23 protein-coding genes are annotated in these 23,149 nt (G+C 74.9%); 16 read left to right on the top strand and 7 right to left on the bottom strand.

What is annotated here, in order from left to right:
* Positions 1–3: 3 nt before the first annotated feature.
* Complete coding sequence (locus tag CELF_RS05835; protein ID WP_013770320.1) at positions 4–627, bottom strand: MarC family protein; 624 nt, start codon at positions 625–627, stop codon at positions 4–6.
* 9 nt (positions 628–636) lie between these two features.
* Positions 637–1,479 (bottom strand): PHP domain-containing protein, encoded by an 843-nt coding sequence (locus CELF_RS05830; protein WP_013770319.1) that lies wholly within the window; start codon positions 1,477–1,479, stop codon positions 637–639.
* 79 nt (positions 1,480–1,558) lie between these two features.
* Between CELF_RS05830 and CELF_RS05825 the strand changes: the two genes are divergently transcribed.
* Positions 1,559–3,094, top strand: a complete 1,536-nt coding sequence (locus CELF_RS05825) for an aminopeptidase P family protein (RefSeq protein WP_013770318.1) — start codon at positions 1,559–1,561, stop codon at positions 3,092–3,094.
* Positions 3,095–3,107: 13 nt separating this feature from the next.
* On the opposite strand, the gene CELF_RS05820 is transcribed toward CELF_RS05825, so the two are convergent.
* Positions 3,108–3,740 carry a YflT domain-containing protein gene (locus CELF_RS05820; RefSeq protein ID WP_013770317.1) on the bottom strand — a complete coding sequence of 211 codons (633 nt, stop codon included), beginning with the start codon at positions 3,738–3,740 and terminating at the stop codon, positions 3,108–3,110.
* A gap of 72 nt (positions 3,741–3,812) precedes the next feature.
* Here CELF_RS05820 and CELF_RS05815 point away from each other — a divergent pair, with 72 nt between their 5' ends.
* The 14 genes from CELF_RS05815 (at position 3,813) to CELF_RS05750 (ending at position 19,297) form a co-directional block, all read left to right on the top strand.
* The gene (locus tag CELF_RS05815) at positions 3,813–5,126 is read left to right on the top strand and encodes a magnesium transporter MgtE N-terminal domain-containing protein (RefSeq protein ID WP_013770316.1); all 1,314 of its coding nucleotides are present in this window, start codon (positions 3,813–3,815) and stop codon (positions 5,124–5,126) included.
* On the top strand, positions 5,119–5,697 hold the full coding sequence (locus CELF_RS05810) for a DUF1003 domain-containing protein (RefSeq protein ID WP_013770315.1): 579 nt from the start codon (positions 5,119–5,121) through the stop codon (positions 5,695–5,697). Before CELF_RS05815 ends, CELF_RS05810 begins: the two co-directional genes overlap by 8 nt.
* 72 nt (positions 5,698–5,769) lie before the next feature.
* Positions 5,770–6,921 carry an Mrp/NBP35 family ATP-binding protein gene (locus CELF_RS05805; protein WP_013770314.1) on the top strand — a complete coding sequence of 384 codons (1,152 nt, stop codon included), beginning with the start codon at positions 5,770–5,772 and terminating at the stop codon, positions 6,919–6,921.
* A gap of 62 nt (positions 6,922–6,983) precedes the next feature.
* Positions 6,984–7,838 carry a DeoR/GlpR family DNA-binding transcription regulator gene (locus CELF_RS05800; protein ID WP_013770313.1) on the top strand — a complete coding sequence of 285 codons (855 nt, stop codon included), beginning with the start codon at positions 6,984–6,986 and terminating at the stop codon, positions 7,836–7,838.
* On the top strand, positions 7,835–9,022 hold the full coding sequence (gene galT, locus CELF_RS05795; protein WP_013770312.1) for a galactose-1-phosphate uridylyltransferase: 1,188 nt from the start codon (positions 7,835–7,837) through the stop codon (positions 9,020–9,022). The genes CELF_RS05800 and galT overlap by 4 nt, the downstream gene beginning before the upstream one ends.
* Positions 9,019–10,245, top strand: coding sequence for a galactokinase (gene galK / locus CELF_RS05790; RefSeq protein WP_013770311.1), 1,227 nt, complete (start codon positions 9,019–9,021; stop codon positions 10,243–10,245). Before galT ends, galK begins: the two co-directional genes overlap by 4 nt.
* Positions 10,246–10,346: 101 nt before the next feature.
* Complete coding sequence (locus CELF_RS05785) at positions 10,347–11,273, top strand: hypothetical protein (protein ID WP_013770310.1); 927 nt, start codon at positions 10,347–10,349, stop codon at positions 11,271–11,273.
* 157 nt (positions 11,274–11,430) lie between these two features.
* Positions 11,431–12,462, top strand: coding sequence for an efflux RND transporter periplasmic adaptor subunit (locus tag CELF_RS05780; RefSeq protein WP_013770309.1), 1,032 nt, complete (start codon positions 11,431–11,433; stop codon positions 12,460–12,462).
* Positions 12,459–13,292 (top strand): ABC transporter ATP-binding protein, encoded by an 834-nt coding sequence (locus CELF_RS05775; RefSeq protein ID WP_013770308.1) that lies wholly within the window; start codon positions 12,459–12,461, stop codon positions 13,290–13,292. Before CELF_RS05780 ends, CELF_RS05775 begins: the two co-directional genes overlap by 4 nt.
* Complete coding sequence (locus CELF_RS05770; RefSeq protein WP_013770307.1) at positions 13,289–14,518, top strand: ABC transporter permease; 1,230 nt, start codon at positions 13,289–13,291, stop codon at positions 14,516–14,518. The genes CELF_RS05775 and CELF_RS05770 overlap by 4 nt, the downstream gene beginning before the upstream one ends.
* A 175-nt stretch (positions 14,519–14,693) precedes the next feature.
* A complete protein-coding gene (locus tag CELF_RS05765; RefSeq protein WP_013770306.1) occupies positions 14,694–15,656 on the top strand; it encodes a hypothetical protein in 963 nt (320 codons plus the stop codon).
* 37 nt (positions 15,657–15,693) lie between these two features.
* On the top strand, positions 15,694–17,337 hold the full coding sequence (locus tag CELF_RS05760) for a hypothetical protein (protein ID WP_013770305.1): 1,644 nt from the start codon (positions 15,694–15,696) through the stop codon (positions 17,335–17,337).
* Positions 17,334–18,053, top strand: coding sequence for an ABC transporter ATP-binding protein (locus tag CELF_RS05755; protein ID WP_013770304.1), 720 nt, complete (start codon positions 17,334–17,336; stop codon positions 18,051–18,053). Before CELF_RS05760 ends, CELF_RS05755 begins: the two co-directional genes overlap by 4 nt.
* Positions 18,050–19,297: an ABC transporter permease gene (locus CELF_RS05750; protein WP_013770303.1), complete on the top strand. Its 1,248-nt coding sequence runs from the start codon at positions 18,050–18,052 to the stop codon at positions 19,295–19,297. Before CELF_RS05755 ends, CELF_RS05750 begins: the two co-directional genes overlap by 4 nt.
* 2 nt (positions 19,298–19,299) lie before the next feature.
* On the opposite strand, the gene CELF_RS05745 is transcribed toward CELF_RS05750, so the two are convergent.
* Positions 19,300–19,857, bottom strand: coding sequence for an ArsR/SmtB family transcription factor (locus tag CELF_RS05745; protein ID WP_013770302.1), 558 nt, complete (start codon positions 19,855–19,857; stop codon positions 19,300–19,302).
* 59 nt (positions 19,858–19,916) lie between these two features.
* Here CELF_RS05745 and CELF_RS05740 point away from each other — a divergent pair, with 59 nt between their 5' ends.
* The gene (locus tag CELF_RS05740) at positions 19,917–21,230 is read left to right on the top strand and encodes an MFS transporter (RefSeq protein WP_013770301.1); all 1,314 of its coding nucleotides are present in this window, start codon (positions 19,917–19,919) and stop codon (positions 21,228–21,230) included.
* A gap of 8 nt (positions 21,231–21,238) precedes the next feature.
* Here the strand turns inward: CELF_RS05740 and CELF_RS05735 are convergent, their stop codons facing one another.
* From CELF_RS05735 to CELF_RS05725, 3 genes are read right to left on the bottom strand one after another with little or no spacing between them, the layout of a single operon-like run.
* Complete coding sequence (locus CELF_RS05735; protein WP_013770300.1) at positions 21,239–21,679, bottom strand: GNAT family N-acetyltransferase; 441 nt, start codon at positions 21,677–21,679, stop codon at positions 21,239–21,241.
* A 52-nt stretch (positions 21,680–21,731) separates the two neighbouring features.
* Entirely contained in the window at positions 21,732–22,547 is an 816-nt protein-coding gene (locus tag CELF_RS05730) for an exodeoxyribonuclease III (RefSeq protein WP_041553354.1), read from the bottom strand.
* Between the two features lie 51 nt (positions 22,548–22,598).
* Positions 22,599–23,084 (bottom strand): VOC family protein, encoded by a 486-nt coding sequence (locus tag CELF_RS05725; RefSeq protein WP_013770298.1) that lies wholly within the window; start codon positions 23,082–23,084, stop codon positions 22,599–22,601.
* Positions 23,085–23,149: the final 65 nt, after the last annotated feature.

The following is a 23,149-nucleotide window of genomic DNA, read 5'->3' as shown; positions in this document are numbered from 1 at the left end:
GGCTCAGGCCGCCGCGACGAACGCCTCGACCGCGTCGGCGACGAGCTGCACGGCGATGGCGGCGAGCAGCAGACCCGCGATGCGCGTGACGAGGATGGTGCCGGACTCGCCGAGGACCCGGTGGATGACGTTGGCGAACCGCATCGCGAGCCACAGGCACACGTGCACGGCCAGCACGCCGAGCGCGATCGCGACCCAGTCGGCCGCCGAGCCGTCGGTCTGGGTGACGAAGACCATCGTCGCCACGATCGCGCCGGGTCCGGCGAGCAGCGGGGTGCCGAGCGGGACGAGCGCGACGTTGACGTTGGTGTTCCCGGACGGCTGCGGCTCCTCCATCTTGCCCGTCAGCAGCTCGAGCGCGACGAGCAGCAGCAGCAGGCCGCCGGACGCCTGCAGCGCGGGCAGCGACACGTGCATGTACGACAGCAGCGACTGGCCGAACAGCGCGAACGCGACGATGACGCCGAACGCGACGGCGACCGCCTGCCGGGCGGCCCGGTTGCGCTGCGCGCGGGACATGGCGCTCGTCAGCCCGAGGAAGATCGGCACCGTCCCCGGGGGGTCCATGATGACGAACAGCGTGATGAACACCGACGCGAACAGGTGCACGTCGAGGACGTCCGACACCCAGGCTCCTTACCCTCCGAGCACCGGCACGCGGCCCTGCTCCTCGATGGCCGCCAGGACGTGCGGCCCGGTGAGATTCTCCCCCAGCCGGTTGGCCTTCCCGGACCCGTGGTAGTCGCTCGACCCCGTGACCAGCAGCCCGAGCCGCCCGGCGATCGCGGCCAGACGCTCGCGCTGGGCCGGCGAGTGGTCCCGGTGGTCGACCTCGACCCCGGCGAGGCCGGCGGCGGCGAGCTCGTCGAACACGGCGTCGGGCACGACCCGGCCCCGCGCGTCGGCGCCCGGGTGCGCGAACACCGGGACGCCGCCCGCGGCACGGATCGCCCGGACGGCCGCGGCCGCCGCGGGCGCGTAGTGCGGCACGTGGTACGGCCCGTCGGCGCGCAGCAGGTGCGCGAACGCCGCGTCCCGGTCCGGCACGACGCCGCGCTCCACGAGCGCGTCCGCGATGTGGGGGCGGCCCACGACGACCGCGTCCGCCGCCTGGTCCAGGACGTCCTGCCAGGTGATCGGCACGTCGGCGGCCAGCAGCTCCACGATGGCCTCCGCCCGGTGCAGCCGGGCGCGCCGGGTCCGCTCGAGCTCCGTGACGAGCGCGGGGTGCGTCGGGTCCTGCAGGTAGGACAGCAGGTGGATGCTGATGCCGGACGAGCGCGCGGAGACCTCGGTCCCCCGCACGAGCCGGAGCCCGTGCGCCGCGGCGGCGTCGGCCGCCTCGTCCCACCCGGCGGTCGTGTCGTGGTCGGTGAGCGCGACGACGTCCAGGCCGGCGGCAGCGGCGGCGGCGACGACACCGGCCGGCGCGTCCGTGCCGTCCGACGCGGTCGAGTGGGTGTGCAGGTCGATGCGCATCGGGCCAACCTAACCGGGGCGCGCGACGCGGGGCGCCGCCGACGGACGGTCCCCGCGGCACCGGTGGGACAATGGCGCGATGACCACGGAGCCCCTGCCCGAGACCTCGACCGACCACGACGAGCAGCCGCTCGCGGACCGCGGGAGCAACCGCTCGCAGCGGCCGGGGTCGGCGGAGTTCCTGCGGTTCGTGACGTCGGGCTGGGGCGAGCGGCCCGCGTCGAGCGCCGCGCGCGGCCCCGCCGCCGACCACACGGCCGCCCGCCGCGCGGCCGTCTCGGCGCAGTTCCCGGGCGACCGCCTCGTGATCCCGGCCGGGACGTTCAAGGTGCGGTCGAACGACACCGACTACCGGTTCCGCCCCCACTCCGCGTTCGCGCACCTCACGGGTCTCGGCGTCGAGCAGGAGCCCGACGCGGTGCTCGTCCTGCACCCGGTCGAGGACGGCGCGGGCGACGACGGCGGCGGCCACCAGGCCGTGCTGTACCTGCGCCCGCTGGCGGGCCGCGACACGGCCGAGTTCTTCTCCGACTCCCGCTACGGCGAGTTCTGGGTGGGTGCGCGCCCGACGCTCGAGGACGTGCAGACCGAGACGGGCATCCGCACCGCGCACCTGGACGACCTGCGCGACGCGCTCGCGAAGGACGCGGGGCCGGACGGCGTGCGGCTGCTCGTCGTGCCGGACGTGGACGAGGCCGTGGAGGCCGTCGTCGAGGAGATCCGGGCGACCGAGGAGGCGGGGACGCGCGACGAGCGGCTCGCGGAGGCGCTCTCGGAGCTGCGCCTGGTCAAGGACGCGTACGAGGTCGAGCAGATGCGCCTCGCGGTCGACACCACGATCGAGGGCTTCGAGAAGATCGTGCGCGCGCTGCCCGCCGCGCAGGAGCACCGGCGCGGCGAGCGCGTGATCGAGGGCACGTTCGTCGGGCACGCCCGCCAGGAGGGCAACGCCGTCGGGTACGAGACGATCGCGGCCGCGGGCGAGCACGCGACGACGCTGCACTGGATCGACAACGACGGCCCCGTGCGCGCGGGCGACCTCGTGCTCGTCGACGCGGGCGTCGAGGTCGACTCGCTGTACACCGCGGACGTCACGCGCACCCTGCCCGTCGACGGCACCTTCACCGAGGTGCAGCGCCGCGTGTACCAGGCGGTGCTCGACGCCGCGGACGCCGCGTTCGCGGTCGCACGGCCGGGCACGAGGTTCCGTGACGTGCACGACGCCGCGATGCGCGTCATCGCCGCGCGCCTCGAGGAGTGGGGCCTGCTCCCGGTCACCGCCGAGGAGTCGCTCGAGCCCGACAACCAGCACCACCGGCGCTGGATGGTGCACGGCACGAGCCACCACCTCGGGCTCGACGTGCACGACTGCGCGCAGGCGCGGGCCGAGCTCTACCTGGACGCCGAGCTGCAGCCGGGCATGGTGTTCACGATCGAGCCCGGCCTGTACTTCAAGTCGGACGACCTGCTGGTGCCGCAGGAGTACCGGGGCATCGGCGTGCGCATCGAGGACGACGTGCTCGTCACCGCGGACGGCCACGAGAACCTCTCCGCGGCGCTCCCCCGCGACCCCGACGCCGTCGAGGCGTGGATGGCAAGGCTGCTCGGGCGCTGACGCCCGACCGGTCTCAGCGGCCGCCGGCGTCCCCCGCGGGGGGTGCCGGCGGCTGCGGCACGTCGGGGCGCGCCGGCGGCTGGGCGGGACCGCCGTCGGCTCCCGGCGCGGGCGCCGGACCGGGCGTGGGCGGCGTGACCGTGGGCCGCGCGGGCCACCCCGACTGCACGCCGCCGATCTCGCGCAGGAGCTCGCGCGCCTTGTGCGCCTGCTCGGTCTGGCAGAGCACCGCGTAGGACGAGGCGACGATCTGGCTCGACGACGTGAAGTCCCGCCGCCCGCGCGAGAACGAGTACGTGATGACCGAGAAGAGCAGGCCGAACGCCCCGCCGATGAGGATCGCGGGCACGAACGGGCTGCTCGACCCCGGCGGGGCGAACAGGCTGAGCAGCAGGCCGACGAAGAGGCCGAACCACGCGCCGGACATGAAGCCGCCGAGCGCGACGCGCGGGTAGGACAGCCGGCCGGTGACGCGCTCGACCATCCGCAGGTCGGTGCCGACGATCGTCACGAGCTGCACCGCGAACGCCTTGTCGGCCAGGTGGTCCACCGCCCGCTGCGCCTCCAGGTACGTCGCGTACGACGCGACCGTCTCGCCCTGCGGCGGCGTGGGGGTGCGGGGGACGCGCGGGCCCGTGAACGACATGCGGCGATCCTCCCGCACGCCGCGCGCGGGTGCCACCAGCCGTCGCGGCCGGGCGCGGTTAGGCTGGCCGCCGTGAGCAGCGTCGGGACCAGGGTGTTCGTCGCGCGCCTCGCCGGCACCACCGTCTTCGACCCGATCGGTGACGAGGTCGGGCGGGTGCGCGACGTCGTCGTGCTCGTGCGCCCCAAGGGCCCGCCGCGCGCCGTGGGGCTCGTGGTCGAGGTGCCGGGCAGGCGGCGGGTGTTCCTGCCGCTCACGCGTGTGACGTCGGTCGACGCGGGCCAGGTCATCTCGACGGGGCTCGTGAACATGCGCCGGTTCGAGCAGCGCTCGACCGAGACGCTCGTCGTGGGCGAGCTGCTGGACCGCCCCGTCGAGCTCGCGGACGGCTCCGGTCAGGCGACGGTCGAGGACGTCGCGATCGAGCTGCAGCGCGGCGGCGACTGGCTCGTCACCAAGCTGTTCGTCCGGCGCCGCCGCCCGGGCAAGTCGGGGCTGCTGCACCGCCGCGGGGAGACGCTGCTCGTCCCGGTCGACGCGGTCGTCGCGCTGGGCCGCACCTCGACCGCCGCGCAGGGCGCCGAGCTGCTGCTCGCGCAGTACGAGGACCTCAAGGCCGCGGACCTCGCGGACGTGCTGCACGACCTGGGCCGCACGCGCCGCCTCGAGGTCGCGTCGGCGCTCGACAACGAGCGGCTCGCCGACGTCCTGGAGGAGCTGCCCGAGGACGACCAGGTCGCGATCCTGCAGGGTCTCGCGCTCAACCGCGCGGCCGACGTGCTCGAGGCGATGCAGCCCGACGACGCGGCGGACCTGCTGGGCGAGCTGCCCGACGACCAGGCCGCCGAGCTCCTGGGGCTCATGGAGCCCGAGGAGGCGAAGGACGTCCGGCGGCTGCTCGCGTACGAGGACAACACCGCGGGCGGTCTCATGACGACCGAGCCCGTGATCCTCGGCCCGGAGACGTCGATCGCGGCCGCGCTGGCCCACGTGCGCCGGCAGGACCTGGCGCCCGCGCTCGCGTCGATGGTGTTCGTCGCGCGTCCCCCGCTCGAGACGCCGACGGGCCGGTTCATCGGCGTCGTGCACCTGCAGCGCATGCTCCGCGAGCCCCCGCACGAGGCGATCGGCTCGATCGTCGACACGGACGTCGAGGCGATCCCCGTGGACGCACCGCTCATGTCCGTGACCCGCCAGCTCGCGACGTACAACCTGCTCGCGCTGCCCGTCGTCGACGAGGACAAGCGCCTGCTCGGCGCGGTGTCGGTGGACGACGTGCTCGACCACCTGCTGCCCGAGGACTGGCGCGAGACCGACGAGGAGCCGACCCTCCCGTCGGTGCCCGCGACCCGCACGACGGGGACGGTCGGGGGCGGTCGTGGCTGAGCGGCTCGACCAGCCGCGCGAGACGCGGCGGGTGCTGCTGCCACGCCCGCGCGTGGACGCCGACCGGCAGGGGCAGTGGTCGGAGTCGATCGCGCGGTTCCTCGGCACGCCGCGGTTCATCATCTGGCTCACGCTGTTCTGCATCGTCTGGATCGCGTGGAACACGTTCTCGCCGGTGGCGCGGTTCGACAAGGCCAGCAACGGCTTCACCGCGCTGACGCTCATGCTGTCGCTGCAGGCGTCCTACGCCGCGCCGCTCATCCTGCTCGCGCAGAACCGGCAGACGGACCGCGACCGCGTGCAGGCCGAGCAGGACCGCCAGCGCGCCGAGCGGAACCTCGCCGACACCGAGTTCCTCGCCCGGGAGATGGCGGCGCTGCGCATCGCGCTGTCCGAGGTGGCGACGCGCGACTTCGTCCGTTCCGAGCTGCGCAACCTGCTGGAGGAGCTCGCCGAGGAGCGCGAGGCCGAGCGGGAGGAGCGCGAGCGGGAGGAACGCGAGCGGGAGGAACGCGAGCGGGAGGGACGCGAGCGGGAGGGACGCGACCGGGACGGCGACGCCACGGCGTGACGCAGACCCGCCCGCGCCCGGCCACGGGACCCTGGTCCCGGAGCGACCCGGCCCGCCACCTACGATGAGGGCATGCCCCAGCCCGACCTGACGCCCCTGGACTCGGCCGTCCGCACCGCGCTGGCGACGGTGCTCGACCCGGAGATCCGGCGCCCGATCACGGACCTCGGCATGGTCCGCTCGGTCGACCTGCGCGAGACGCCGGCGGGCGCCGCGGTGCGCGTGGGCCTCGACCTGACGACGCCCGGCTGCCCGCTCAAGGACACGCTCACGCGGGACGTGACGGCGGCGGTCGCGTCGGTCGAGGGTGTCGCGGAGGTCGCGGTCGACCTGGGGGTCATGACGGCGGAGCAGCGTCAGGAGCTGCGCCGGATGCTGCGCGGCACGGACGCCGAGCCGGAGATCCCGTTCGCGAAGCCCACGTCCCTGACGAAGGTGCTCGCGATCGCGTCGGGCAAGGGCGGGGTCGGCAAGTCGTCGGTGACGGCGAACCTCGCGGTCGCGATGGCGGCGGACGGCCTGCGGGTCGGCGTGGTCGACGCAGACATCTACGGCTTCTCGATCCCCCGCATGCTGGGCGTGACGCGGCCGCCGACGAAGGTCGACGACATGCTGCTGCCGCCGGTCGCGCACGACGTGAAGGTCGTGTCGATCGGGATGTTCGTGCCGCCCGGCCAGCCGGTGGTGTGGCGCGGCCCGATGCTGCACCGCGCGCTGCAGCAGTTCCTCGCGGACGTGTTCTGGGGCGACCTGGACGTGCTGCTGCTGGACCTCCCGCCCGGGACGGGCGACATCGCGATCTCGGTCGCGCAGCTGCTGCCCGGCTCGGAGATCGTCGTGGTCACGACGCCGCAGGCCGCGGCGGCGGAGGTCGCGGAGCGCGCGGGGGCGGTCGCCGTGCAGACGCGCCAGCACGTCGTCGGGGTCGTGGAGAACATGTCGTGGCTCGCGCAGCCCGACGGCTCGCGGCTGGAGATCTTCGGGTCGGGCGGCGGCGAGCGCGTCGCGGCGAACCTCGCGCAGCTCACGGGCGGCGACGTGCCCCTGCTGGGGCAGGTGCCGCTCGACGTGTCGCTGCGCGAGGCGGGCGACGGCGGGACGCCGGTGGTGCTGTCCCACCCGCAGTCCCCTGCGGCGGTCGCGCTGCGGGAGGTCGCACGCTCGCTGGCGGCGCGGCGGCGCAACCTCGCGGGACGGTCGCTGGGGCTCACGCCCGCCGGCTGACCGGGCGACGCCGTCCGGGCGTCTGTGTTTGAAGTTGTTCGGTTGTGTGTGATGATGTCGGGGTGTTGGCGAGCCAGCGGCAGGAGCACATCCTCGGCGTCGTGCGGGCGCACGGGGCTGCGCGCGTCGCGGACCTCGTGACCGCGCTCGACGTCTCCGACATGACCGTCCGGCGCGACATCGCCGAGCTCGCCCGCGCGGGCCTCGTCCGCCGCGTGCACGGGGGCGCGGTCGCCCCCGACGCGGGCGGCCGCCCCACCGACGAGCCCGGCTTCGAGGCCAAGCGGGCGTGGGCGCAGCGGGAGAAGCACGCGATCGCGCAGGCCGCGCTCGCCTCGGTCGAGCCGGGGCAGGCCATCGCGCTGTCCGCGGGCACGACGACCCACCTGCTCGCCGAGCTCCTCGCGGCTGCGCCCGCGCTGCGCCCGCTCACGGTCGTCACCAACTCGGTCGGCGCGGCCGACGTCCTGCACCACGCCGCCCCCGGCGCCGACCGGCTCGAGGTCATCCTCACCGGCGGCGTCCGCACGCCGTCCGACGCGCTCGTCGGTCCCGTCGCCGACACGGCTCTCGCACACCTGCGCGTCGACCGTGCGTACCTCGGCGTGCACGGCCTGGACGCGGACGGCCTCACCACGCCCAACCTCGCCGAGGCCGCGACCAACCGTGCGCTCATCGCGTGCGCCGCCGCGACCACCGTCGTCGCCGACCACTCCAAGTGGGGGGTCACCGGCCTGGCCCGGATCGCGACGCTCGACGAGGTCGACGTCCTGCTGAGCGACGACGGCCTGCCCGCCGACGCCCGGACCGCCGTCGCCGCGCACGGCACCCGCGTCCAGCTCGTGCCGGCACCGGCCGGCGCCCCCGCAGCACCCGCCCCACCCACCCCGCAGCAGCCCACCGGAGGCCGTCCGTGACCACCGCTCCCCCGCCCGTGCGCAAGACGACGACCCGGCTCGCCGACGGCCGCGACCTCATCTACTTCGACGACAGCGAGCCGTACGTCTCGGGCGCCGCGACGCGCCGCCTGGACGACCCGCGCCCGCTGCCCGACCGGTTCGCCCCTGTCCTCGACGAGCACGGGACCGCGCACCCGGTCACGGGCCCCGAGCTGCGCCGCGACCCGCTCACCGGGGACTGGGTCGCCGTCGCCGCGCACCGGATGAACCGCACGTTCCTGCCGCCGGCCGACGCCAACCCGCTCGCCCCCGCGCGCCCGGGCGCGGAGTACCAGGACGGCGAGATCCCCGACACCGGCTACGACGTCGTCGTGTTCGAGAACCGCTTCCCGTCGCTGCTCGCCGTGCCGGGCGTGATCGACGAGCCGACGGCCGTCGACGGCGAGGACGTGTGGGTCCGTCGCCCCGCGGCCGGGCGCTGCGAGGTCGTGTGCTTCTCGTCGGACGCGACCGCGTCGCTGCGCACCGTGGGTCCGCGCCGCATGCGCACGATCATCGAGGCCTGGGCCGACCGGACGCAGGAGCTCGGCGCGCTGCCCGGCATCGAGCAGGTGTTCGTGTTCGAGAACCGTGGCAAGGAGATCGGCGTCACGCTGCACCACCCGCACGGGCAGATCTACGCGCTGCCGTACCTCGCGCCGCGCACCGACGCGATGGTCGCGCGTGCGACCGAGCACCACGCACGCACGGGCCGCCTGCTGGGCCGCGACCTGCTCGACGCCGAGCTGCGCGCGGGCACGCGCGTGGTGCTCGAGTCGGAGCACTGGGTCGCGTACGTGCCGTTCGCGGCCCGCTGGCCTGTCGAGGTGCACCTCGCACCGCGCCGTGACGTCCCCGACCTGCCGGCGCTGACCGACGACGAGCGCGAGGACCTCGCGCACGTCTACCTCGAGCTGCTGCGCCGGCTCGACCTGTTCTTCGTCGACGACGAGTCGGCGATCCCGCTGCCGTACATCGCGGGGTGGCACCAGGCGCCCACGCACGAGGGACGCGAGGTGTCGCGGTTGTTCCTGCAGGTGTTCTCGGTGCTGCGCGCACCGGGCAAGCTCAAGTACCTCGCGGGCATCGAGTCCGGGCTGGGCGCATGGGTCAACGACACCACGCCCGAGCGCATCGCGGCGCGTCTGCAGGACCTCGCGTGAGCGCCCCGCAGTGGCTCGAGGCGTGGTCGGCGCCGGACGGTGCCGCGCGGGCGCGTGCGCTGTTCGTCGAGCGGTTCGGCGAGGAGCCCGACGGCACCTGGTCGGCCCCGGGGCGCGTCAACCTCATCGGTGAGCACACCGACTACAACGGCGGCCTGTGCCTGCCGGTCGCCCTCCCGCACCGCACCTACGTCGCGCTGCGCCGCCGCGAGGACGGCTCGGTCCGCCTGACGTCGGCGCAGGACGCGGGCCGGCTCCGCCAGGTCGCGCTCGCCGACGTCGCCCCCGGCACGGTCGAGGGGTGGCCCTCCTACGTCGCGGGCGTCGCGTGGGCGCTGCGCGAGGACGGGCACGCGGTCGGCGGGTTCGACGTCGCGGTCGACTCGTGCGTGCCGTTCGGCGCGGGCCTGTCCTCGTCGGCGGCGCTCGAGTCCGCCGTGGCCGTGGCGCTCGACGCGACCTCCGGCCTGGGCCTGGCGGGCCCCGGCGGCGACCCGGACGACGCGGGCCGCGCGCGCCTCGCCGCGGCGTGCGTGCGTGCCGAGAACGAGATCGCCGGCGCCCCGACGGGCGGCATGGACCAGTCGGCGTCGCTGCGCGCCCGCGAGGGGCATGCGCTGCTCCTCGACTGCCGGGACGGCTCGGTGCGGCAGGTGCCGTTCGACCTGTCGGCGGACGGGCTCGCGCTGCTCGTGGTGGACACCCGCGCGGAGCACGCGCTCGTCGACGGCCAGTACGCCGCACGGCGCGCCGCGTGCGAGGCGGCGGCGGCCCGGCTCGGGGTGCCGACGCTGCGCGAGATCGCCCCGTCCGGGCTGGAGGCGGCGCTCGCGACGCTCGACGACGGGTCCGACGAGGGCGCGGTCCAGGTGCGCCGGGTGCGGCACGTGGTCGGCGAGATCGCGCGCGTCGAGGAGTTCGTGGCGCTGCTCGACGCGGGGCGTCTGCGCGAGGTCGGGCCGCTGATGGACGCGTCGCACACGTCGCTGCGGGACGACTACGAGGTGTCGTGCCGCGAGCTCGACGTGGCGGTCGAGGCCGCCCGCGCCGCGGGTGCGCTCGGCGCGCGGATGACCGGCGGCGGGTTCGGCGGCTCGGCGATCGCGTTGGTCGAGCACGACCGGGTCGACGACGTCGCCGCGGCGGTCGCGGGCGCGTTCGCGGCCCAGGACCTGCGTGCCCCGGCGTTCGCGGTGGTGCTGCCGGGGGCTGCCGCCCGCTGACGGCCGCCGCGCTCCGGTGCGCGAGCGGGTGACACGGGTCAGCCGTCTCGGTGACGGACGGATGCGCCGGACGGGTGAACGATCGCCTACCCTCCACCCCCGTGCCTCCTTCGTCCTCTTCCTCCGCTTCCCGCCCGCTTCGCCCGGTTCTCGCGGCGCTGACCGCCGTCGCCTCCCTCGCCCTCGTCGGGGCGTGCGCGAACGGCGCGGGGGGTGCGGACGCGCCCGCGCAGTCGGCGGCCCCCGCGCCCTCGAACCCGCTCGACGCCTACTGGGCCCGCACGGGCACGCTCGGCGACCCCGACCGCGACCGCTACGAGCTGGAGCAGAGCCTCGTCGAGCGCTGCATGACGGAGCAGGGGTTCGACTACGCACCCGTGCCCTACCGTCCTGCGTCGGTCGAGGTGCTCCCCGGGTACGGCACGCTGCCGTGGGCCCGGGAGTTCGGCTACGGCGTCTCGACGCACGTCGAGGCGATCGACGCGGCCGTCGGCGTGCCGGGCCCCGACCCGAACACGGCCGCGGTCGGGCGCCTGTCCGAGGCGGAGTCGACGGCGTGGTCGATCGCGCGCGAGGGCGCCGGCGCGCAGGCCGAGGGCGGCTGGCAGGTCCGCGGCTGCGAGGGTGAGGCGGAGCACCAGGTCGCGGCGGCGGCGCTGCCGTGGGACGACCCCGACCGGGTGGCGCTGCTCGAGGCGTACGCGGCCGCGCCGCTGGACCTGGCGGCGAGCCCCGAGGGCGCGGAGGCGGTCGCCGCGTGGGCGGCATGCGCGACGGCGGCGGGCCTCGAGGCGGCGACGCCGGCCGCGGCGCGGCAGCTCGTGGTCGACGCGCAGGCGTCGGGGATGCCCCGCGACGAGCTGCAGCACCTCGAGGTCGAGGTGGCCGTCGCCGACCTGACCTGCCGCGAGTCGTCGGGGTTCACGGCGGTCGAGCGTCGTCTGCAGGACGCGCACGACCAGGCGTTCGTCGACGCGCACGTCGCCGAGCTGGACGCGCTGGTCGAGCGGTGGGGCGACGCCGGCTGACGGTCCTGGCGCTAGTGCGCGTGGCGCAGTAGTGTTCGCCGCGGAGTAACACCGTTGTCCTCCCGCGGGTGGATACGAGCCCCGGGCGACCGTCGGTACGGTGCCTCCGCCGCGCCGTCCGCACGCCTGTCCGCCCGACACCGCGAGGAGCTCGCCCGTGGGCGTCACCCGCCGCATCATCTTCCCGACCATCCGCCTGCTGCTGTGGGCCGTCATCGCCGCCGCGCTCGTCAAGATCGCGTTCGCCGGCGCCGAGCTCGACGGCCCCGTCGACGCCCTCGTGCCCACCGGCGCGGTCGCCGAGCCGACCGTGCAGGCGGAGACCGGCACCATCACCAACGCCGTCACCGTCCAGGGCTCCGTCGTCGCCGACCCCGCGGTCGCCGTCCGTGCCACGCTCGCGGGCGCGGTCTCGAAGGTCCTCGTGGCCGACGGCGCCGCCGTGCAGGCCGGCACCCCGCTGCTCGAGATCCGCCAGGAGACGCCCCAGGAGCCGCTGGTCAGGACCGACCCGGTCTCCGGGGAGCAGGTCACGACCGAGCGCAAGCCCAAGGTCACGGTCGAGGTGGTCAAGGCACCCGTCGCCGGCACGCTGGCCATGCCGACGCTCAAGGACCAGGTGGTCGCGGTCGGCGACGAGGTCGGCACGGTCTCCCCCGGGAGCCTGTCCGTCAGCGGCACGCTCACCCCCGAGCAGCAGTACCGGCTCGTCGGGGCGCCCGCGACGGCCCAGGTCACGCTCAACGGCGGCCCCGCCCCGTTCGAGTGCACGGGCCTGCGGGTGGGCGCGGCGAGCACGGGCGCGGGTGCGGACCAGGGCGAGGACGCCGGCACGACGCCCGCGTCCGGCACCCTGACCTGTGCCGTGCCGGCGGGCGTGACCGCGTTCGCCGGGCTCGGTGCGACGCTCGACGTCGTCAACGGCGAGGCGACCGACGCGGTCGTCGTCCCCGTCACGGCCGTCCAGGGCATCGTGCAGAACGGCAACGTCTGGGTGGTCACGAAGGAGGGGGCCGAGCCCGAGCAGCGGGCCGTCAAGCTCGGCCTCACCGACGGGCGCACCGTGCAGATCACCGAGGGCCTCGCCGTCGGCGACACGGTCCTGCAGTTCATCCCCGTGCCCGGCGGCGCGGGCGAGGTCGACTGCAACGACCCGTCGCAGTTCGACCCGGCGGTGTGCGGCGGATGAGCCTCCTCGAGCTCGCGGACGTCACCCGGTCGGTCCGGCTGCCCGACGACAGCCTGCTGCACATCCTGCGCGGCGTGACGCTGGACGTCGACGCCGGCGAGCACGTCGCGATCGTCGGCCGCTCCGGCACCGGCAAGTCGACGCTCCTCAACATCCTCGGCCTGCTCGACGCCCCCACCTCGGGCCAGTACCTGCTGGAGGGCACGCCCGTCCAGCGGTTGTCGAACCGCACGCGCACGGTCCGCCGCGGGCGCGACTTCGGCTTCGTGTTCCAGCAGTTCAACCTGCTGCCCGGCCGGACCGCGCTGGAGAACGTCACCGCTCCCCTGCTGTACGCACGCGGCCGGCAGTTCTGGGGGCGCACGCGGATCGCCGCGGCGATGCTCGAGCGCGTCGGCCTCGGCGACCGGCTCGACACGATGCCCGACAAGCTGTCCGGCGGCGAGCAGCAGCGCGTCGCGATCGCCCGCGCGCTCGTGCGCGGCCCGCGCGTGATCCTGGCCGACGAGCCGACCGGCGCCCTCGACGTCGAGACCGGCGGCGAGGTCATGGACCTGCTCGACGACATCGCGTCGCAGACCGGCGCGGCCCTCGTCACCATCACGCACGACCTGGCCGTCGCCGCGCGCGCCGAGCGCCAGTACCGGCTCGCGGAGGGCGTGCTCGTGCCCATCACGCTCGACACCGCGTCGCACTGGGTCGGCGACGTGCCGACCCAGGTCGCCGACCGCTCCGCCGCGGTCGAGCGCCGGTTGCTGCCGACCGGGACGGGCGCCGTCGACGGCCCCGCCGGCGGCGCGTCCGGCACGGCCGAGGAGGTGCGCGCGTGACCGGGGTCGTGGGCGCGCTCGTCGAGGCGTGGGACGAGCTGCGGATCCACAAGCTGCGCGTCCTGCTGGCGCTCGTCGGCGTCGCGTGCGCCGTGACCGCCATCACCGGCGTGACCGCCGCCGTCGCCATGATGAAGCAGGCCTTCGACGAGCAGTCGGAACGCATGAACGGCCGCAGCGTCACCGTCACGTTCGACGCGTGGCCGATGTCCGAGAACCCCGAGGGCACGGTCGAGACGCTCGACGCGCAGTACGCCACGGCGCTCGAGCGGTACGGGATCGAGTACGCGAGCCGCAGCCAGTACGTCGAGGTCGAGGCGCGGTTCCCGGACGGCACGCAGCGGGTCCAGGTGCAGGCGGTCGACCCCGAGCTCGCGGTCCTGCGCCGGCTCGTCCCGCAGTCGGGCCGGTGGTTCACCGACGCCGACGCGGAGGCGTACGCGCCGACGCTCGTCGTGAACGAGTCGTTCCTGCGGGCCCTCGGCCACAGCGACCTGTCCGGGCGGCCGACCGTCGAGCTGGGCGGAGCGACGCCCGTCACCGCCACCGTCGTGGGTGTGACCGCCGACGACTGGCCAGACATGCCCCCGACCGCGTACGTGCTGTACGACCAGTACGCACGCTGGCTGTCCGGCTCCCGCCCGGGCGCGGAGGGCGGCCCGTCGCTCATGTCCGGCCAGGCCGCACCCCAGCTGCTCGTATGGGTCCCCCGCACCGAGCACCGCGCGCTGCAGGAGCAGATCCGCCGCGACGTCCGCGCCTCGATGCCGGGCTGGGACGTGCAGTCCTACGACAACGACTTCGACCAGGGCGGGATCGACGCCGCCGCCAAGTGGGTCGGGATCGGGGTCGGCGGGTTCGCGCTGCTGCTGGGCGGCCTCGGCCTCGTCAACATCGCGCTGGTGACCGTCCGGTACCGCATCCGCGAGATCGGCATCCGCCGCTCCTTCGGTGCGACGTCGGGCCGCGTGTTCTTCGGCGTGATGCTCGAGTCCGTCGTCGCGACCGTCGTCGCCGGCCTGGTCGGGGTCGTGCTCGCGGTCGCCATCATCAAGAACCTCCCCGTCGAGCGCGTCTTCGGCGGGCAGATCCAGGACATGCCGCCGTTCCCGTTCTCGGCCGCGCTGGTCGGCATGGCCGCGGCGACCGCCGTGGGCGCGCTGGCCGGGCTCATCCCCGCCACGTTCGCGGTGCGCGTCAAGGTCATCGACGCCATCCGGTACTGACCGTGGCCGCCCGGGCCGCGCGACGACCAGGCCCGCAGGAGGAGCCGGCACGCCCGCCGAACTCCTCCCTGAGGTGGACCCGCGGCCCGGTCCTGCACCGATATGGTCCGGTGCGACACGAGTGATACCTCCCGTCACGCACGCCGTCCGTGCGCGAGCCGAAAGGTCCCTGCCGATGCGATCGCCCCTCGTCCCCGCCGCCCTGACCGGGTGCGCCCTCGTGCTGCTGCTCGGCGCGTGCACCTCCGGTGGCGACACCCCCAGCGGCGACGAGTCGCTCTCCTACGAGGACAGCCCGCTGTCCGCCTACTTCGAGAAGCTCGGCGGCTCGCCCGAGGACGCCGACATCCAGGCGCAGGCGCGCGAGGCTGAGGAGCTCGTCGCCTCCTGCATGCAGGAGCAGGGCTTCGAGTACCAGCCGCAGGACGTGTCGCAGATGATGTCCGACCCTGAGGACTCCGACCTGCCCGACTGGGACTCGCTCGAGTTCGCCGAGCAGTACGGGTACGGCGCCACGACCGGCGAGGCCCTCTCCGAGGCGCAGCCGAGCGAGGAGTGGGTGGACCCGAACGCGGAGTACGTCTCGGCCATGAGCGAGGGCGAGCAGGCGGCGTACTACGAGGCGCTCTACGGCAAGCAGGACGAGATGCCGGCCGAGGGCGAGGAGGTCGAGTACGACTGGACGACCGCCGGCTGCCAGGGCGAGGCGCAGCACACGGTCTACGAGGAGGGCCAGGTCTGGGACGACCCGGAGTACAAGGAGCTCATGGACGAGCTGACCGACCTGTACACCCGGTCGCAGGACAGCGAGGACGTCAAGAAGGCTGCGAAGGACTGGCAGCAGTGCATGGCGGACGCGGGCTTCGACTTCGACAACCCGGAGGCCGCGCAGAACAGCATCTACGAGGCGCACAGCCAGATCCCGTTCGCCGAGGACGGCACGCAGGACGCCGCCGCGCTCGCCGAGCTCAAGGAGAAGGAGCTCGCGACAGCCGTCGCCGACCGCACGTGCCAGATCGACGTCGACTACACGAACGTGCAGATGCGCGCGCAGTTCGCGATGGAGCAGGAGTTCATCGACGAGCACAAGGCCGAGCTCGACGCGATGGTCGAGAAGGCCGAGAGCGCGGGCAAGTGACGGTCGAGCGGATCCGAGAGGGAGGCGGGACGCCGCGATGAGTGCGATCGCAGGCGGTCGTCGCACCGTCCTCGTGCTGGTGGCAGTAGCCGTGGTGAGCCTGGCCGCCGGGCTCGGCCTGAGCCAGGTGCTCGTCTCGCCGGGCAAGGCCGCCGCCGACGCCGCACCGCCCGAGGCGGGGCCGATCACCGTTCCGGTCGAGCGCCGGGTCATCTCGAACGAGGTGATCCTGCGCGGGGACGTCGGCTACGAGGACCCCGTGGGGCTGCGCGTCGAGACGGCCGACCTCGGCAACACCGCCGTGGTCACGGGCCAGGTGCCGGAGGTCGGCGTCACCCTCGACGCGGCGTCGGTCGCGCTCGAGATCGTCGGACGGCCCGTCATCGTGCTGCCCGGCGAGCTCCCGACGTACCGCTCGCTGCGCGCGGGCGTGTCCGGTCCCGACGTCGCCCAGCTGAAGCAGGCGCTGACGTCGCTCGGCATCGACGTCGGCGACGCGGGCTCCGCGACGTACGACGCGCGGACGGCCGCGGCGGTCCGCGCCCTCTACCAGCGGGTCGGGTACGAGCCCCCGACCGCGGGCGAGGAGCTGCAGACCGCGGTCACCACGGCCCGCGAGGCGGTCCGCACGGCGCAGGACGCGCTCGGTGCGGCGCAGCGTGAGCTGTCGACCGCGTCCGCGGGTCCGCTCCAGTCGGTGCTCGTCGGCCTGGACTCCGCGGTCGCCGTCGCCCAGGCGACGCTCGCCGAGGCGCAGGCGGCCTGCGCCGCTGCGACCCCCGAGGAGCCGTGCAGCCAGTCCGCGGTCGTGGCCGCGCAGGGGCAGCTCGACGAGGCGGTCGCGGCCCGGTCCGAGGCCGGTGCCCGGCCGGACGTGTCGGCGCAGAGCGCCTCCGTCCGGTCCGCGCAGCAGGCCCTCACGGCGGCGCGCGAGCAGCTCGCGACCGCGGAGGCGGCCACGCTCACGCCGCTGCCCGCGAGCGAGGTCGTGTTCGTCCCGTCGCTCCCCCGCCGCGTCGACTCCGTCGAGGTGCGCCGTGGCGGAACAGTCACGGGCGAGTTCATGCGCGTGTCCGGCGCGACCGTCCAGGTCACCGCCACCGCGTCGCGCGCCGACGCCGACCTCCTGACGGTCGGGGCAGCGGGCGTCGCCGTCCTCGACGACCTCGAGATCCCGGTCACGGTCGCGTCCGTGGGGCCGACCGGCACGGCCGGCGGCGAGCAGGCGGCCGGCTCCGGCGACGGGGACGGCACCGGCGACGGCGCGGCCGGAGCGGGTGACGGCGGCTCCGGCGACGGCGCGGGCGGGTCGGGTGACGGCGCGACGTCGGGCGGGGACCGCCGGACGGTCGTCTTCACGCTCGGCGCGCTCACGCCCGAGCAGCTCGCGACCATCCAGGGGGCCAACCTGCGGATCCGCGTCCCCGTCAGCTCGACGCAGGGCGACGTCCTCGCGGTCCCGCTGGCGGCGCTCACGGCCGGGCCGGCCGGGGAGTCCCGTGTCGAGGTCGCGGACACGAAGGGGGCGTCGCACCTCGTCACCGTCACGACCGGGCTCGCGGCCGACGGATTCGTCGAGATCGCCGGGTCCGAGGAGCCGCTCGAGGAGGGGACCCTCGTCGTGGTCGGGGTCAGCGAGGAGCGGCCGGACGACGAGCCGACCGAGGCGGAGGACGCGTGACGGTGCTCGACCTGCTCGGCCCGCAGGAGGACGTGCAGGCACCGTCGCCGGTCATCGAGCTGCGCGCGGTCGAGCGGGTGTTCGACGGCGACCCGCCCGTGCACGCGCTGCACCCGACCGACCTGCGGGTCGAGGCGGGCGAGTACGTGTCGATCATCGGCCCGTCCGGCTCGGGCAAGTCGAGCCTGCTCAACCTGCTCGGGCTGCTCGACCGGCCGTCCGCCGGCGAGTACCTCCTGGACGGCGTCCCGACGGCGGACGTCGGCGAGGGGCGTCGGGCCGCCCTGCGCGCGGGGCACATCGGGTTCGTCTTCCAGTCGTTCCACCTGATGCCGCACCGCACGGTCCTCGAGAACGTCCTGCTCGCGACGCTCTACAGCGGGGTGCCGCGGGCCGAGCGGCACGACCGTGCGATGGCCGCGCTCGAACGCGTCGGGCTCGGGCACCGCGTCGGCTTCCTGCCGCCCGTCCTGTCGGGCGGCGAGCGGCAGCGCACCGCGGTCGCGCGCGCCGTCGTCGCGCAGCCCCGGCTGCTGCTCGCCGACGAGCCGACCGGCAACCTCGACTCCGAGAGCACCGAGGGCGTCCTCGAGCTGTTCGACGAGCTGCACGCCGACGGCCTGACGCTGCTCGTCATCACGCACGACGTCGAGGTGTCCGCACGGGCGCAGCGCCGCGTGCGCATCGCCGACGGCCGCCTGCAGGAGGTCGCGTGAGCACCACGGTCGCGACGCCCGCGCGCGCCGACCGGTTCGGGGTGCGCGACCTGCTCGCCGAGGCGGCCGCCGGCATCGGCGCGCGCCCCGGGCGCCTGCTGCTGACGATCCTCGGGACGGTGCTGGGCATCGCGTCCGTCGTCGTCACCGTCGGACTCGCGCAGACCGCGGCCGGGCAGATCAACAAGCAGTTCGACGCGGTCGCCGCGACGCAGGCCGTCGCCCGTCCGTCCACGGAGCGCGGCTTCGACGGGAGCGAGCGCGCGACCTCCACGCTGCCCTGGGACGCCGCCGAGCGTGCTTCGCGGCTCGCGGGCGTCGAGGCCGCCGGCACGTTCTCGACCGTCGACGTCGAGGACGCCGAGGTCTCGGCGGTCCCGGTGCACGACCCGTCCGCGGCGCGCACCACGCCGCCCGACGTCCTGGCCGCCTCACCCGACGCCCTCGCGGCGGTCCGCGGCCGGGTCGTGCAGGGCCGGTGGTTCGACAGCGGGCACGACGCGCGCGCCGACCGCGTGGTCGTGCTCGGCGTCGACGCGGCCGAGCGGCTCGGGGTCACGCGCGTCGACCGGCAGCCGTCGATCTTCATCGGCGAGGACGCCTACCAGGTGATCGGCGTCGTGGACGACGTGCAGCGGCGGACCGACGTGCTCGGCGCGGTGATCATGCCCGACGGGACCGCGCGCGCCGACTTCGGCCTCGCCGCACCCGAGGAGCTGCACGTCCACCTCGCCGTCGGCGCGGGCCCGGTCCTCGCCGAGCAGCTCCCCGTGGCGCTCGAGCCGAACGCTCCCGAGACGGTCGACGTGCGTGCGCCCGCGGGCTCGTCCGGCGTCGAGGAGAGCGTGCAGGCCGACATCAGCACGATCTTCCTCGCGCTCGGCGGGGTCGCGCTGCTCATCGGCGGCGTCGGCATCGCGAACGTCACGCTGCTGTCGGTGCTCGAGCGGGTCGGCGAGATCGGCCTGCGGCGCGCGCTCGGCGCGACCCGGCGGGACATCGCCGCGCAGTTCATGGTCGAGTCGGTGATCGTCGGCCTGCTGGGCGGGCTGGTCGGTGCGTCGCTCGGCGTCGCGACCGTCGTCGGCGTGAGCGCCGCGCAGGACTGGACACCGATCCTCGACCTGCGCATGGTCGGCGTCGCGGCCCTGGCCGGCGGCCTGATCGGGTTGCTCGCGGGCCTGTACCCCGCGCTCAAGGCCGCGTCCGTCGAGCCCGTCTCGGCGCTGCGCGGCGGGGTCTGACGTCAGGCGCGGTCGCGTGCCCCGGGGGCCGCGTCGCGCGTGACGTCCTCGTGCACCGCGAGGAAGACGGAGTACGCCGTGCCGCCGGGCGTCGGTGGGCGGTCCGCGAACTCGTCGGCGAGCGCCTGCAGGCGCGCGAGAAGCTCGGCGTGGCCGGTCGCGTCGAGCCGCAGCCCCAGGCGGGTCGCGACGACGGTGTCCGGGTCGACGAGGCGGACCTCCTCGAGGAACGTGTCGATGAGCGTCGGCACCAGCCCGCTCTTGTCCCGCAGCCCCCACGTGCGGCGGGTCGCCCGGTACGGGACCTCGCGGGACCCGCGCGCGCCGCGACGCACGGGCTCGGCGACCAGGAACCCGCGGTCGACGAGCGTGCGGACGTGGTGGAGCACGGTCGCGGGGTTGCGGTCGAGGCGCTCCGCGAGCTCGCGGTTGGTCAGCGGCTCGTCCAGGCACAGGCGCAGGATCCGCAGGCGGACGGTGCTCGCGAGGGCACGTGCGTCGGCGTCCCGGTCGCCGTGCCCGTCGTCCGGCGCGACGTCCTGCTGCTGTGCTGCGGTCACGGGACCAGCCTCGCACACACTGATTGACTTTTCTCAACCAGTCGCGCCACCCTGGCGTCGTGAGCACCGCACCCCCTCCCGCCGAGGCGCCTCCCGCACCCCGACGGTCGCTCGTCCACCACCCGGACTTCCGCCGGCTCTGGACGGGCGACGCCCTCGGGCAGCTCGGCGCACAGCTCACCGGCATCGCCCTGCCCGTCCTCGCGGTCCAGAACCTCGCCGCCACCGAGTGGGAGATGGGCGTCCTCACGGCCGCCGAGACGCTCGCGTTCCTCGTCATCGGCCTTCCCGCGGGCGCGTGGGTCGACCGGATGCGCAAGCGCGACGTCCTCGTCGTCGCGGACGTCGTGCGCGGGACCGTGCTCGCCGTCGTCGTGGCGGCCGCCCTCACCGGGCACGCCTCGATGCCCCTGCTCATCGGTGCAGCGCTCGTCGTGAGCGTCGCCAGCACGTTCTTCGACGTCGCGCACCAGAGCTACGTGCCCTGGCTCGTCGGCCTCGACCACGTCGTCGAGGGCAACTCCAAGCTGCAGTCCACGCAGTCGGTCGCGATGGTCGTCGCCCCCGCCGTGGCCGGGGCGCTGCTGCGCGTGGTCACCGCACCGCTGCTCATCGCGGCCAACGTCGTCACCTACCTGCTGTCCGCGTTCGCCGTCAGCCGCATCCGCCACCGCGAGCAGCCGCCCGCACCCGAGACGCGCCGCCCGCTGCGCGCCGAGATCGCCGAGGGCCTGCGCTTCGTCGTGCGCCAGCCGCTGCTGCGCCGCATCGTCGCGTGCACCGGCATCGGCAACCTGTTCGGCAGCGCGACCGGCGCGCTCGGCGCGATCTACGCGCTGCGCGTCCTGGGCCTGGACACCGCGGCGTTCGGCACCGTGCTGTCCGCGGGTGCGATCGGCGGGCTCGTCGGCGCGGTGGCCGCGGACCGGCTGTCCCGGCTCGTGGGCGAGGCACGGATCATCCCCGTCTCCGCGCTCCTGTTCGTGCCCGCCGCCGCGCTGCCGCCCCTCGCCGCGGTCGTCGACTGGCCGCCGCAGGTGCTGCTCATCGCCGGCGGGGCGCTGTTCAGCTTCGCCGTCGTCGTCTACAACGTCGCGCAGGTGAGCTTCCGGCAGCGGCTGTGCCCGCCCGCGCTGCTCGGCCGCATGAACGCCTCCGTGCGGTTCTTCGTCTGGGGCACGATGCCGCTCGGCGGGCTCCTCGGCGGCTGGCTCGGCACGACGATCGGCGTCGTCCCGACGCTGTGGGTCGGCGTCGCGGGGGTCTTCGTGTCCGCTCTGCCGGTGGTCCTGTCCCCGCTCGTCCGCATGGACGAGCTGCCGCGACCCGACTCCCCCGCCGTGACGACCGACGGCAAGGACGTCACGTCGTGACCGTCGGTCTACGCCAGGGTCTTCTTGAAGAACACCGCTGAGTCGTCGTAGCCCAGGGCGACGTAGAAGGGGCCGGCGCGGCGGCTGGCGAGGGCGACGTAGGCGGCGCCGCCGTCACGCGCCCAGCCCTCCGCGTGGCGCATGAGCTCGCGACCGACACCGCACCGCCGGTGGCTCTCCTCAACCATCAGCTCCTCGACCCAGGCGACCGGGCCGTTGGCGAGGAACGTCGGGTGGAGGTGGCCCAGCAGGTAGCCGACGATCCCGCGGTCCGGCGTCTCCGCGACCGCGACGAGCGTGCCGGGCGCCTCGCCGAGGCTGCTCCAGGTCACGTCGAACGCTGCGCGTTCCGGTGTGAACGAGGTGGCGAAGTCGCGGGCCAGGGGCCACACCGCACCGGCGTCGGCCGGTCGCGCAGGACGGACGAGGACACGCTGGTCGACAGGCACCGATGCAGTCTCCCGGGTGCGCGTGCGGGCGGCAACGCACGGCCAGAACGCCTCAGAGGTCGTACTCGACGACCAGCGGCGCGTGGTCGGAGAAGCGCTCCGCGTACGTCGGCGCACGGTCCACCGTCGCCGCCACGGCCGCGTCGGCCAGGTCGGGCGTCGCGAGCTGGTAGTCGATCCGCCACCCGGAGTCGTTGTCGAACGCCTGCCCGCGCCACGACCACCAGGTGAAGGGGCCGGGGCCCTCGCCGCCGAGCTCACGGCCCAGGTCGCGCCACGACAGGTCGTCGAACCAGCGGTCCAGGTACGCGCGCTCCTGCGGCAGGAAGCCCGCCGACCTGAGGTTGCCCTTCCAGTTCTTGATGTCCGCCTCGCGGTGCGCGATGTTGAGGTCGCCCGCCACGACCGCGTACCCGCCGGCCTGCGACAGGTCGCCCAGGCGCGCCGTCACGTGGTCGAGGAACGCGTACTTCTCGTCCATCGAGGGCGTCCCGAGCGTCCCGGAGTGGATGTAGGTCGAGACGACCGTGACCGTCCGCGCCGGGGCACCGTCGTGCGACGGCACCGCGAGGTCCGCCTCTACCCACCGTCCCGTGTCGCCCGTGACGCCCGTCCTCAGCCCGATCCGCACGGCGTCCATGGGCAGCCGGGACGCGATGGCGACACCCGCGCGGCCCTTCGTCTCCGACGCCTCGTGCGCGAGGTGCCACCCGTCCTCGGCGGTGAGGTGGTCGGCGAGGATCTCGTCGGACGCGCGGACCTCCTGCAGCAGCAGGACGTCGGGCTTGCGGACCGCGAGCCACTCCCCCATGCCGCGCTTGTAGGCCGCGCGGATGCCGTTGACGTTGACGGTGGCGATCGTGAGCACCGGACCATCCAACCCCACGCCACCGACACCGCCGCACGGGCGGCGACGGCGTCACTCGCCGCGGTAGGCGGCCTCCAGGGCTGCGATGTCGAGCTTCTTCTGACCCAGCATGGCCTGCGTCGCGCGCGCCGCACCGGCCGGGTCGGCGTCCGGCGAGACCGTCCACTGCGCGAGCTGGCGCGGGACCACCTGCCACGACAGGCCGAACCGGTCGGTGAGCCAGCCGCACGCGACCTCCTGGCCGCCCCCTTCGAGCAGCGCGTCCCAGTAGCGGTCGAGCGTCTCCTGGTCGTCGACGTCCACGAGGAACGAGAAGGCGGCGTTCAGCGTGAGCGAGTCACCCGCCGCGATGGCCGTGACGGGCATGCCGTCGAGCACGAACTCGACGACGAACGCGTCGCCCTTCGTCACGCCCGGCATGTCGGCGGGCGCGTGGACGACGTTCGTGACCTTCGAGTTGGGGAAGATGGAGACGTAGAACTCGGCGGCCTCGACGGCGTTGTCGTGGTACCAGAGGTGCGGCTGGACGATGCCCATCGTGGGGTCCTCCCGGGATCGGCGGTCGATCGGGTCGTCGACCACTCTCCTCCCGACAGACCGGC

Source organism: Cellulomonas fimi ATCC 484 (genome assembly GCF_000212695.1).
Taxonomy (GTDB): domain Bacteria; phylum Actinomycetota; class Actinomycetes; order Actinomycetales; family Cellulomonadaceae; genus Cellulomonas; species Cellulomonas fimi.
This window is presented reverse-complemented; position numbering and strand designations above follow the sequence as displayed.